At 48.3% G+C, this 12,250-nt stretch carries 9 protein-coding genes; 3 read left to right on the forward strand and 6 right to left on the reverse strand.

What is annotated here, in order from left to right; all coding sequences use genetic code 11:
* Nucleotides 1-60 precede the first annotated feature (60 nt).
* Together BLV62_RS04470 and BLV62_RS04475 are read left to right on the forward strand one after the other, a co-directional pair.
* Nucleotides 61-1,404, forward strand: a complete 1,344-nt coding sequence (locus BLV62_RS04470) for an anaerobic C4-dicarboxylate transporter family protein (RefSeq protein WP_089759117.1) — start codon at nt 61-63, stop codon at nt 1,402-1,404.
* Nucleotides 1,405-1,438: 34 nt separating this feature from the next.
* Nucleotides 1,439-2,605, forward strand: coding sequence for a porin (locus tag BLV62_RS04475; protein ID WP_089759119.1), 1,167 nt, complete (start codon nt 1,439-1,441; stop codon nt 2,603-2,605).
* A 101-nt stretch (nt 2,606-2,706) separates the two neighbouring features.
* On the opposite strand, the gene BLV62_RS04480 is transcribed toward BLV62_RS04475, so the two are convergent.
* Entirely contained in the window at nt 2,707-5,148 is a 2,442-nt protein-coding gene (locus BLV62_RS04480) for an MG2 domain-containing protein (protein WP_089759122.1), read from the reverse strand.
* A gap of 119 nt (nt 5,149-5,267) precedes the next feature.
* Between BLV62_RS04480 and BLV62_RS04485 the strand changes: the two genes are divergently transcribed.
* Nucleotides 5,268-6,503 (forward strand): BaiN/RdsA family NAD(P)/FAD-dependent oxidoreductase, encoded by a 1,236-nt coding sequence (locus BLV62_RS04485; RefSeq protein ID WP_089759124.1) that lies wholly within the window; start codon nt 5,268-5,270, stop codon nt 6,501-6,503.
* Between the two features lie 38 nt (nt 6,504-6,541).
* Here the strand turns inward: BLV62_RS04485 and BLV62_RS04490 are convergent, their stop codons facing one another.
* The 5 genes from BLV62_RS04490 to folK all read right to left on the reverse strand — a co-directional run bounded on the left by BLV62_RS04490 (nt 6,542) and on the right by folK (nt 12,235).
* Complete coding sequence (locus BLV62_RS04490; RefSeq protein WP_089759126.1) at nt 6,542-7,516, reverse strand: TlpA disulfide reductase family protein; 975 nt, start codon at nt 7,514-7,516, stop codon at nt 6,542-6,544.
* Between the two features lie 14 nt (nt 7,517-7,530).
* Complete coding sequence (locus BLV62_RS04495) at nt 7,531-8,730, reverse strand: TlpA disulfide reductase family protein (RefSeq protein ID WP_089759127.1); 1,200 nt, start codon at nt 8,728-8,730, stop codon at nt 7,531-7,533.
* A gap of 66 nt (nt 8,731-8,796) precedes the next feature.
* Complete coding sequence (locus BLV62_RS04500; RefSeq protein ID WP_089759129.1) at nt 8,797-10,917, reverse strand: carboxy terminal-processing peptidase; 2,121 nt, start codon at nt 10,915-10,917, stop codon at nt 8,797-8,799.
* A gap of 192 nt (nt 10,918-11,109) precedes the next feature.
* Nucleotides 11,110-11,739 (reverse strand): deoxynucleoside kinase, encoded by a 630-nt coding sequence (locus BLV62_RS04505; protein WP_089759131.1) that lies wholly within the window; start codon nt 11,737-11,739, stop codon nt 11,110-11,112.
* Between the two features lie 16 nt (nt 11,740-11,755).
* On the reverse strand, nt 11,756-12,235 hold the full coding sequence (folK, locus tag BLV62_RS04510; RefSeq protein WP_089759401.1) for a 2-amino-4-hydroxy-6-hydroxymethyldihydropteridine diphosphokinase: 480 nt from the start codon (nt 12,233-12,235) through the stop codon (nt 11,756-11,758).
* Between the last annotated feature and the right edge of the window lie 15 nt (nt 12,236-12,250).

The raw sequence follows: 12,250 nt of genomic DNA on the forward strand, positions 1-12,250 counted from the left end.
ACAATCGCCTGTTCCCATCCCAGATACAGGTTATCAGTTACCCTCAGAATTACGCGCTTTATGATCTGGTTAGAATTTATCATTTTGTTGGCGGCTATCCTTATCGGCGCCCGGATGAAGGGAATAGGCTTAGGTGTGATGGGAATGGTAGGATTGGCTATCTACATCTTCCTGTTCCGTATGCGCCCTGCCGAACCGCCTATAGATGTAATGCTGATCATCCTGTCGGTTGTTACCACTGCGGCAGCATTGCAGGCGGCAGGAGGGATGGATTACCTGGTAAGGCTGGCCGAAAAGATCCTGCGCAGCAAACCTTCTCTCATCGTCCTATTCGGCCCCCTGGTAACTTATCTATTCGCCGTTTTCGCAGGTACTGCACATATTACTTATTCCTTGTTACCTATTATTTCCGAGGTATCTCTCAAAAAACGGATACGCCCGGAGCGCGCATTGAGCATTTCTGTCATTTCTTCTCACCTGGCTATTACCGCCAGCCCTATTTCCGCGGCTACCGCCGCATTGCTGACCATCGTCGGCGACCAGGGAGTTACCCTGCTGGACATCCTGAAGGTCTGCATTCCTTCTACCATTGCCGGTACGCTGGCGGGGGTACTGGTATGCTGGAAAAAAGGGAAGGACCTGGATAAAGATCCCCTGTTCCTGGAAAAAATGAAAGATCCAGAATTTGCTGCCCATATCATGGCAGACGCGAAAACAAGCAACGAACCGCTGAAGCCGGGCGCTAAAACCTCCGTGCTGTTCTTTGCACTGGCGGTATTGCTCATCGTATTGGTAGGCGCAGTGCCTTCAATTCTTCCATCTTTTGGCGAAGGTGTGTCGAACCTCGCTGTGGATGCCGCCGGGCGTATCAAAATGGCGGCGGTTATAGAGCTGGTAATGTTAGCTGCCACGGCGGCTATTATCCTCTTCTGTAAAACCGATACTACCGCAGTAGCCAAGGTAAGTTTGTTTACCGCCGGAGGCCAGGCCGTCGTATCTATTTTCGGCGTAGTATGGATGAGCGCTACTTTCATGCAAACCAATACCGCCATCATTGAAAGCTCGCTGAGCAATATGGTGCGTTCCGCTCCCTGGACCTTCGCAATAGCCCTGTTCCTGCTAAGCATATTGCTGTTCAGCCAGGCGGCTACCACCAAAGCCCTCATGCCATTAGGCATGACGCTGGGCATACTTCCTCCTCACATGGTAGCCATGTTCCCCGCTGCAAACGGCGATTTTGTTTTACCAGGTTACCCTACTTTGCTGGCTGCTATCAATTTCGACAGAACCGGCAGCACGCATATCGGCAAATTCCTCGTCAATCATAGTTTTATGATACCCGGCCTCGTTGGCGTGGGAGTCTCTGTAGCTGTAGGCTTCCTGCTGGCAGGTATTCTTTTTTAAAAGACAGGTGAAAGAAACCCTCAATCTAACGGTTATGTACATACGTAATTGGCTGATCGCCGTATTGTTGCTTTATGTCATGCAGGCGCCGGCCCAACACAAACAAGCCGCTGCAGATACTTCGCTGTACACGCCGCTGATACCCGTTTCAAAGCAATCATTGCTGAATAATGTGGACGTGATCGCGAATATGCGTTTCGGGTTCCGCAACGAATTTGATAAAGGCGCCTACCAGGATTCAAGGTTTGTAAACGAACAATTCAGGCTGGAGATCAAAGGAAAGGTAAGCGATAAGCTGTTCTTCCGGTTCCGCGACCGGTATACGCGCGATCCTGAAACCCAGTCTGTCGATAATATCAGCCGCTCTACCGACCTGGCTTTTGTCAGGTTCGATCCCAACGAAAAATGGAAGATCTATGCAGGTAAACTCTGTGCCGACTGGGGAGGATACGAGTTCGACGCCAATCCCATAGATATCTACGAGTATTCGGATATCATCGAGTATGCAGACAATTTTCTTTCCGGCGCCGGTGTGGGATTCTTACCAACGCCCAGTAATGAATTCACCTTCCAGCTGCTGAACAGCCGCACCAAAACCTTTAAAGAACTATATGATACCATCCCCGGAATTTCAGAAGCAAAATTCCCGTTCGCCGCAGTATTGAGCTGGCGGGGTAAGTTCTGGGACGACAGGTTCCAAACCATATGGTCTTACAGCCTGTTCAAGGAAGCTACCCATACCTACATGAACTACTTCGCATTCGGCAACCAGTTGCAGTTAAAAAGATTCAGGCTGCAGTACGACTTTAAACTAAGCCTGGAAAACCTCGACAGGAAACTGCTGGTGAGCGGCTGGACGCCCGATCACAAACCCGCACAGGATGTAAAATACATGAGTCATTGGCTCAGCGCCGATCTCCAGGTTAGCCGTCTTGTGCATCTTGCTTTTACAGGAATGGTGGACCTGGCATACTGGAATGGGAACCCCGACCCTGCAAAGGATAAACATTTACGAACCGCCTGGGGATATATTCCCGGGGTTGAGGTATACCCGCTTAAACGTGTAAACCTTAAAGTCTATGGTAATATGGTGGGAAGGGTTTACAGGTATACCGATTACGCCAGGAGCGCCCTGGGGCTGGTGAACGACGATACTTATCGCTTTACCGTGGGTATAGTAACACCGTTGCAGGTACTTTAAACGGTGGCAGATCACTTCAAGGTGGCAGATCACTTCAAAAAGAAAAGAGCAAAGCAGGAATAAACTACTTTGCTCTTTTATATATCCGGGTAACCCGGTAATTAATATTCTCTTTCCAGTCGTCCTACATTTCCATTCTCTCCTATACCTTCTACAACTACCCTGAATTTTTTAGTCATGTCATTGTTGTAGAACTCTACCCTGGCGGTATGTGTCAGCGTATCTACCGGCACATTCGGATTCCAGTAAAGGGTCAGGCGTTTATCAGGCAATGAGTGGATATCTTTCTTTACAGAATAATCCGGTGAATAGAATTGCTTGGTCAACGCGTAGCCGCCTTTTTTATAGAGTTTAAATCCAACCACTCCTTTATCATTCCTCGGCACTCCGTCGCCGCCTTTCTTCGTGTATACGGCAATAGCTCCGTTAGCGCCGCCGCCGAATCCACCCATGAACGGAGGACGGAACACTTTTACCAATGCAATGTCCTGCATGGATAAAGTACTGAGCATGCTAACATCCGACTGCATTTCGTTCAGGTATAAAGTAGGCGCGCCGCCTCTCCATGAGAGGCTTGGGTTGTTGTAATCGCCTGTGATCTGCAAGCCTGCAACTCTCGATTGCAGGTACTGGAACACGTTCAGCGCAGTAGGATTTTCCTTTGTCAGGTCGAAGCTATAACCATCGCCGGTGAACATACCGCTGGTATAGCGTTTCTCTATAGATTCTTCCGGTTTCTTCGCATTTACATTTACTTCCTGCAACATCACTGTTTTAGAAGCTTTGTTAAGTTTCGCCAGGTCAGTGGTTGTGGTGAGGAACTGCTTTAAGGTGTTGTTGTTCACCGGTGGCGGCACTTTCAGCGGGAATGGTATTTTAACCTGGGTAGGCCTGTCGAAGAAATGCGGATCGAATTTAACGGAGATATCCGTTCCTTTTTTATTCTGTTCATTACCCTGGTAATAGATCAGCGCGGTGTCCATAAAGATCATCTGCGGGATCACGAACTGCCCTTTTTCGTTGATAGGGGCGTTGGCGTAGGATGTCATACTGTCCAGCGGTATCTTGATGATCATATCCAGGCGGCCGTTCTGTAACGGGCGGCCGTTTGGAAGGTAAGCGGTACCGGTAACGTACATGCCCTGTTCAAAAGGATATTTGAGTTCAGGGTATTCGTTTTTGACGATCTTCTCCCAGCTGAACCTTCTCCAGCCGTTGGTCATCATCACCAGGTCCAATGCCTGGAGGGTGCTGGCAGAATCGTTTCTGAAATACCAGGCAGGGTTGTATACAAACCCTTTGATGTCGGAAGTCAGCAGGAGGCTGGAAACAATACTGCTGGCGTTTTTATCAACAGGTACGGCATCTGCGTCTGTGATCGAAATGGAAATATTGGATTGTATGGTATCCGGCAGCCGGAGTTCAATAGCATTTTTAGTTCTTGGCTCTTTATGCATTTCAGCATCCAGTACATCCATATCCAGCAGGTCGTTCTTCCTTACAAAAGTTAACCTTTCGGCCAACGGAACGCCATTCTTGTTGAAAATGGTCACCTGCATGATGCCTGACGGGAGCATATCTGTCGGGATAAAGCCGCTGATACGGCCTTCGCCGATATTGAGAATAGCTTTATAAACCAGCTGGTTGCCCATCTGCGCAATGATGGCGATATCGTTCAGGGAAGTATCTTCCGCGTTGCTGACCACGGCCTGGTAGAATACCCTGCTTCCTTTGTTGAATATTTTAATAGAGGCGCCGGCTACGGGTGCTGGCAGCGCCACTGTTTTTGTCTGGCCTTTGGCTGTTTTCACAGTGGCCTGGAAAATATCTTCCTTATCAGCAGGGGTGATCTCGAAGCTGCCCATACCATCATGGAGGGTGGTGATATTGGCGCTTCCTGATTTTCCTTTTACTGTTCCGCTCACCGCGATAGGATACCCGTTGTTATCGATCGCCTTGAATGCTACCGTATTGGGCTGGCCTGCAATGAGGTTACCGCCTTCAGGGAAGAACTGCACTGCAAAATCGCTGACCACCAGGCTGTCTGATGACTGTTTTTTGCTGTTATCGAATATTTCCAGCGTTCTCATATAGGTGAATGCCGGGTCAAAGTTCAGCATCCAGGAAGTGTATGCTCTCAGTTGATATTCGCCTGCTTTCTGGTTGTCGGGCAGGTCGAAATACCCTGACGCCTGGCCTTTATAAACGGCAAGCAGCTTTTTCTGAACAATATTGTTGTTCTTATCCAGGAGTTCAACATACAGGTTGGTGGCCTGGTCATCTGGTAATCCCTGCAAGGTCAGGTATCCTTTGAACCAGATGGTTTCACCTGCCGCATAATAGTCTTTGTCCAGGTGCAGGTATACTTTTTCGGTAGGAAAACGGCGGTCATAGTTCTGAAGCGCCTGTATCAGTTTGTCTGACCAGTCTGTCGGGTCTGGAAATACAGCCAGGGCGCTCACAACTCCTGTTAGCATAAGTACTGCAGGGATCATCCATTTTAACGAAAAGTATCTTTTGTTCTTCTTCCGGTTTGGTTGCATGCAATAGATTTTGAGCCAATATATGTATGTAAATATATAAACTTCTGAAAGTTTAATCCCTAAGATTACTTCAGGTTTATTATTATTGCGGGGCCAAGATAAGTTTTAACAAGATTTTAATGAGCAAAGGACAAAAATGTTTAGTGGTGGCCGGGGGCGGAGCCGCGGGTTTCTTTTGTGCGGTGAACGCAGCCAGGATGTCGCCTGCGCTGAAGGTGATATTGCTGGAAAAAACCGGCAAACTGCTGTCGAAGGTCCGGGTGAGCGGGGGAGGCAGATGCAATGTAACCCACAATGCGCCTGATATTGCTTATATGGCCAGCCGGTATCCAAGGGGCCAGCATTTCGTGAAAAAAGCGTTTTCCCGTTTTTTTGTACCGGATACCATCGAATGGTATGCCCAACGCGGGGTAAAGCTCAAAGCGGAAGCAGATGGCCGTATGTTCCCCGTAACCGACAGCTCAGAAACCATTATCAATTGTCTTTTAAGGGAAGCTGACCAGCAACGCATCAGCATCCGTACCAATACCGAGTTAAAGGCTGTAAAGCGCGTTGAAGACGGCTGGCGCCTCACCCTTTCGGATGGGGAGTTGAAAGCCGACTACCTGTGTATTGCCGCTGGAGGCTATGCCCAGGCAGAGAAATTCAACTGGCTGAAGGAAACCGGCCATAAGATAGCGCCCCCGGCGCCGTCCTTATTCACCTTCAATATGCCTGGCAACCCTGTTACCCAGCTGATGGGAGTGGCAACAACGGCACATATCCGCATTGCCGGAACTAAATTAAATGAACAGGGGCCTTTGCTTATTACCCACTGGGGAATGAGCGGGCCGGCTATTCTCCGTTTATCCGCCTGGGGAGCCCGGGAATTGCAGCAGCTGAATTATACTTTTACAGCCATTGTCAACTGGGCGCCGGAATACAACGAAAACACCCTGAGAGAAGCCTGGACAGGCCTGCGGGTTGAACTGGGCAGGCAGAAGATACACAATAAAAACCCGTTTGGACTGCCACAGCGCCTGTGGCAGTTCCTGCTGCTGCAGGCAGGAATAGGAGAAGATCTGCGATGGGCAGATGTGCCGGCAAAAGAACAGAATAAGCTTATTAAACTGCTGACAGGAATGGAATTCCCCGTAAAAGGGAAAACTACTTTTAAAGAAGAATTTGTGACCTGCGGGGGAGTGGAGTTAAAAGAGATCGACCCTGCTACAATGGAGAGTAAACTATTACTTGACCTGTATTTTGCGGGAGAAGTGATGGATGTGGATGGGATCACCGGCGGGTTCAACTTCCAGCATGCCTGGACCAGCGGTTATCTTGCGGCTGCGGCGATTGCAGCTAAAGCAGCTGTATAAAAAAGCAGCCGGGCGCTGTAACGGCCCGGCTGCTGCGATTATTTGTTGACCAGATCTTCCAGTACTTTCCCGAGTTCTTCTTTGTGGTAACCATCCAGCGATGCAGCGATGTTCCCATGCCGGTCAACGATTATCAGGTAAGGAATACCCTTGATGTTGAACAGGGGCTTTACTCCCTCAGTGTCGGAAAACCCGCCGGCGGCCACTACCTGTTTCCATTCCATAGGATGAAAACTCATAGCTTCTTTCCATTTTTCCTTGTTCTCATCTACTGACACGCTTACAAAGGCGACTCCTTTGTTGCTGTAGTTTGCGTAGTGTTCGCGGAGTTTGGGAATGAAGCCAATGCAGGGCGCGCACCAGGATGCCCAGAAATCCAGCACCACGATCTTTCCTGCCAGGTCCTTTACCGATAATGGTTTTCCTGCCGGGTCATTCATCTTGAAATCCAGCATAGGCTTTCCCGCGGCTGTTTTCTCGTAGATATCTATCTGTCTTTTCAGTTCCCGCCCTTCAACACTTTTTTTGCCTTCTTCCGTGAGCAGGCTGTATGCCTCCAGGATACTCTCTTTTTTAAATGATGCCATGCTGGCCATCCATGGGGCCAGGGGAGAGGAAGGGTGAGCCCTCAGGTAATCCAGATTAGATTGCCCGCTGGCCATAAATTCCTGGAATTCGTCGTTTGCCTTACTGCCTTTGATCTGGCTGCCCGACAGCGATTCAAAACTGCAGTCAACCGTATACCTGGTGTTTTCCAGGAATATGTTTAAGGTTTTAGTACTGATTTTCAATTGCACCGGCTGTGGATGATCAATTTTACCCGTAAAGGTAAATACGCCGTCTACGATCCGTACTTTCTCCGGCAGGTTTCGCAGATCGTCGCCGGAGCGGGGAACGATAGATACGCTGCCGCTGATGATGCCCGTTACTTTGCCGCTGATCACAAACCCTTCCTCAGCGAAACTGCAAAATGGCAGAAGGAGCAGAATAATAATTTTCAGACGCTGTTTCATGTTAATGATCCGTATTATTTGGTCAGGGCTGTTGGATTATTGAATTGCTCAGCCAGTTTAAGCTCAATCTTTTCATCGTACAGGTCTTTGGCGATGATCTTGCCATCGGGCCCGATCAGGACGTTCGACGGTACATAACTGATGCCGTAAGCTGTAGCGGCGGTATCTCCCCATCCTTTCAGAGATGAAAGATTTAACCATGGCAGTTCATGTTTTTCTATCGCCTTTATCCATGCCTCGCGTTTGGAATCCAGGGATATGGCCATCATAGCGAAGTTTTTGTTTTTGTATTTCTCGTAAGCTGCCTTTAAGAAAGGGATCTGCGGTTTGCAGGGCCCGCACCAGCTTGCCCAGAAATCAATGAACACATACTTGCCTTTGAAGTCGGACAATGAAACCATTTTACCGTTGGTATCAGGTAAACTGAAGTCAGGCGCCACTTCTCCTACTTTCAGTTGTTTGGGCATGCCTGGAGCTTCTCCGTCGCCCACGTGTACCGTCAAAGGACTTGGGTCTACTTTGCCCGGGTACTTATAACGCATAAGTATCCTGGATGCTTTGGCATGTTCGCCAAGCGTGTTGTAAATAGAATCCCGTTCTTTAGGGCTTTTGATATAACACGTCATCAGGTAACCAGAGATTCCGGAATTTCTGTGAGTGGCGATCCAGTTCTTATAGCTTTTAACCATCCTTGCTTCCACTTCTCCGCCTTCTTTGGCATAAGCTTCCGCTTTGTCTTCATCGCCTACTTCCATTGCTTTCCTGTACATAGCTTCCAGTTCAACTAACCGTTTGCCATCGCCTTCTTCCGGCGATGTCAGTTTAGCAACTTCCTGCCATTCTTTTACCCATAGATCGCCGGTGTATTTGGCATCTTTGAAGTAAGGCCCTTTACCGGTGATGTTGATCTTGCCAGGTTCCAGGTAAAGGACAGTGCCTGATTTTTCGCTTGCAGCACCGATCTGCAGGATGTATACACTGCCCCCTTTGGTCATGGGTCTTGTGATCGTGAACTGGTGATTCCTGATAATGGTAGAGTCGAATTCGCCTGTGTAAGGCTCCATCAGTATTACCATGGTATCGTTAGGCGCATTGTCCAGTTTCGCGGTAATGGTAACTGTAGGTTCTTTTGCCGAGATCTTTGGTCCCATTTCCTGTGCGTAGGCAGTAAAGCTACTTATTGCAACAGCGACTGTTAAAAATTGTCTGATCATACTTGGTTGCTTTTAGAAACCGGGTAAACCCGGGAAGGTTGATAAAAAATTGATGCTTTGCAGCGACTATTGTTTAGGATGTTTAATAATATCTTCCAGGACGGAGATGGATTCAGTGATATAAATATCTTTCTTCACTCTTTCCAGGAAGTCTTTGTAGCCGGGTGTCTGAGCAGGTAAACTGGCCTGGAGCGCCGGGCTGATATTGCGGAACTCCGCCGCCGATACGTTCAGCCGCTGTGATGCAGGCAGTTCCTTGGCCTGCTGTATGCCGTTCTTATAAAAACTCACTTCTTCGTTCTGTTTCCTGTACCCGTTAAGATCCAGCGGGGTAGGCGACTGCATCAGCGCTTTAAGTTTTTTCGTATAGTCGTCTACTTTAGCGTAGGCTTCATTGTTCTTAACCCTTTTCCTGGCATTGCTGATCACTGCATCGTAATTGAAAGGGAAGGTCATGCGGTTGTATGGAGGAAGGATAACAGAGTCGGATGGGAGAGCAGAAGAGAAATCTTTCTCCATGATCGTCTGGAAGCTCATTCTATCCTGCAATACGATATCGGGGATTACGCCTTTCAGTTGCGTGGTAGACCCGTTGATCCGGTAAAATTTCTGTACTGTAAGGCGCATGCTGCCAAAGTTCACATCTTCGGTACCTTTTGCTTTATCTCCCAGTTTACCCACATTTACATTTACCTGGGCAGTGCCTTTCCCGAAAGAGGAACTGGTACCCATGATGATGGCGCGACCCCTGTCCTGCATCGCCGCCGCAAAGATCTCTGAAGCTGAAGCGCTGCTTTCATCTATCAGCACCGTCAGCGGTCCGTCGTATAACGGAGGCGCTTCCGGCGAATTATACCTGTTGATCTTATCTTTTTCCCGCAGCCAGGAGAAAGGTCCGCCAGGTACGAAGCAGTAGCCCATCCGTACCACTTCTTCCAGCGATCCGCCGCCATTACTGCGCAGGTCCATAATAATACCATCTACCTCGTTCTGGTTCAGCTTCTCCACTTCCGCCGCAACATCGTTGGCACAGCCTTTACCTTTGCCTGATTCATCTGTATAGAACATTGGCAGGTAGATATAGCCGAATTTCTTTCCATCTTTTTCTATGATGGCGCTTTTGGATTTGTTTTCAGTATCTACCACTTCGTCGCGCTTTACCGCCACAACCCTGGATTTTTCTCCCGGCTGCTGCAAGGTCAGTTTCACTTCCGTACCTTTTTCGCCCCTGATCATGCCGGCAACTTCTGTGGCTTCCAGGCCGCTGACAGGTAACATTTCTCCTTTGACATCGGAGATTGCCAGGATATTATCATTCTCTTTAACTACCCCGCTCCTGAATGCAGAGCCGCCGGGCATGAGGCGTTTTACATAATAATCCAGCTCATTTACTCCCAACTCGATACCCAGGCCATAATAGCGCCTGTTCAGGGCTTCGGAGAACGATTTGTCTTTAGGCCCCGAGAAACCCGTATGCGGATCTATTTCCAGCAATGCCACAGCGATGTATTGGGTGAACATATCATCCGCGAAGGAACCTGCGTTGTTCTTCCGGAAGAACGCTTCGTAGTACTTTTTCACCTTTTCTGTAGCCTTCTTTTCCAAAGCTGCGTCCATAGCGCCTTTTATCTTGCTGCTATCGCCTGTTGCCGCCGCCATTTCCTGGTAGTTCCTGATAATACCATGTTTGATCAGTTTACGCCACAGGTCGGCGCGTTCCTCTTTATTAGCCGGAAAAGGCAGCTCTCTGCGCCAGGTGATCACCGCTTCCTGCTTTTTGAAATCGGGAGTCGTTGCAATGAGTTGACGGTATAACGCTTCTGTTTCCTGCAGGCGTTGTTTATAGATTGCCATCGCCGCATCAAAAAAAGCCGTGCTGCCGGTATTCAATTCTTCGTCGATGGTTTGTTTATAGGAAGCCAGGCGGTCCAGGTCTTCCTGCAAAAAGATATAACTGTAAGGGTCCAGCGTCTGGATAAAATTTTTCCATACCGAGGCGGCATAGGCGTCATCCATGGGCCTGGGGGAAAAGTGACTTTTCTGAACCTTCGTGAAGACGGCATTTAACGATGCGCTTCTGAATGCCGGTACAGCCGCAGGATCTGTTGGTACCTGGGCATGCGCAGCATAGCCTGTCATGGTTGCTCCCAAAAGGAACAGCCATTTATTGCTCTTGAATACTTTCATATTGTTACAATTATTGCCTTTATGTGGGCGCTCTATACAGCAGGCAATGAAAGCATGAAAAAGGGTGAAGGGAAGAAGTAGAATATTTGAAGAAAAAGGAAGAAATGAAAAAAGGCGGTATCATTTTTTTGACACCGCCTCCCTTATTGAGGGAAGGGATTAAGGACTTAGCCGTTACCCCATCTCCCGATATTAAAACTTTAAATAATGTACGCCAGGTTCATATGTTTGTTCCAGGGCATCCAGTATTTTTTTGAAATCGTCCGGGTTGTGCAGGAAATCTACCCGCGTGGTATCTATCACCAGCGTTCTGACAGGATGCTGCTTGATATATTGCATATAAGTATCGTGCACATTCAGCAGGTATTCGTCGGGGATCTGCTGTTCGTATGGGCGGTTGCGATGCCTGATATTTTCCTGCAGTTTGCTGACAGGAGCATTCAGGTAAACCAGCAATTCCGGCTGCACCAGTTGGGGGTTAATGATGTCGAACAGTTTCTGGTAAAGCGAATACTCTTCGGGCGGCAGGTTGATCCTTGCAAACAGGAGGCTTTTAATAAAGAGATAGTCTGATATGATCAGGTTACTGAAAAGATCGAGCGACTGCAAAACTTCTTTCAGTTGTTTATAGCGTTCGGCCATAAAGAACAGTTCCAGCGGGAAAGCGTATTGTTGCGGACGTTCGTAAAAAAGCGGGAGGAAGGGGTTATCGGCAAATTCTTCCAGTATCAGCCTGGCTTTATAATGCTCAGAAAGCATGGTTGCCAGGGTAGTTTTACCGGCGCCGATATTTCCTTCTATGGTGATAAATTTATATTGCATGAAAATCTTTTTCGTTTTAACCCAGTTTCGTGACAGGTAATTGATCGATACTGGCATCGGCCAGTTCCTGTACCGTTTTCCTGAATACGGGGTGCATTTGGTCCGGCACTATTTCCAGCAACGGGATCAGCACAAAGTTCCGCAGATGCAAACGGGGATGCGGTATTTTTAACTCAGGCAGGGATATGACATCCGAGTTGAAAAATATCATGTCTATATCGATCACCCTGGAGCCCCATTTTTCCTGCCGGATGCGGCCAATTTGTCTTTCAATGTCCAGCAGTGTATGCAGTAACGTTAGCGCATCAAGCGATGTGCTGATAAGCAGGGCCTGATTCAGGTAATCGGGCTGGTCTACCGACCCCCAGGGGGCGGTTTGATATAAGGCGGATACCTTTTTTACCTCGGCTATTTTCCCGATGAGTTGTACCGCTTTTGCGAGGTTGGCTTCCCGGTCGCCCAGATTGCCACCTATAAGTAATATTGCTGTGTTCATGTAGATTTCAGGCCT

Source organism: Chitinophaga terrae (ex Kim and Jung 2007), assembly GCF_900107795.1.
GTDB lineage: Bacteria > Bacteroidota > Bacteroidia > Chitinophagales > Chitinophagaceae > Chitinophaga > Chitinophaga terrae.

Bases quoted from the DNA above. Each gene is read 5' to 3' on its own strand.
- BLV62_RS04490 (WP_089759126.1), bottom strand. From the start codon at position 7,516: ATGAAACAGCGTCTGAAAATTATTATTCTGCTCCTTCTGCCATTTTGC.
- BLV62_RS04470 (WP_089759117.1), top strand. From the start codon at position 61: ATGATCTGGTTAGAATTTATCATTTTGTTGGCGGCTATCCTTATCGGC.
- folK (WP_089759401.1), bottom strand. From the start codon at position 12,235: ATGAACACAGCAATATTACTTATAGGTGGCAATCTGGGCGACCGGGAA.
- BLV62_RS04480 (WP_089759122.1), bottom strand. From the start codon at position 5,148: ATGCAACCAAACCGGAAGAAGAACAAAAGATACTTTTCGTTAAAATGG.
- BLV62_RS04495 (WP_089759127.1), bottom strand. From the start codon at position 8,730: ATGATCAGACAATTTTTAACAGTCGCTGTTGCAATAAGTAGCTTTACT.
- BLV62_RS04500 (WP_089759129.1), bottom strand. From the start codon at position 10,917: ATGAAAGTATTCAAGAGCAATAAATGGCTGTTCCTTTTGGGAGCAACC.
- BLV62_RS04485 (WP_089759124.1), top strand. From the start codon at position 5,268: ATGAGCAAAGGACAAAAATGTTTAGTGGTGGCCGGGGGCGGAGCCGCG.
- BLV62_RS04475 (WP_089759119.1), top strand. From the start codon at position 1,439: ATGTACATACGTAATTGGCTGATCGCCGTATTGTTGCTTTATGTCATG.
- BLV62_RS04505 (WP_089759131.1), bottom strand. From the start codon at position 11,739: ATGCAATATAAATTTATCACCATAGAAGGAAATATCGGCGCCGGTAAA.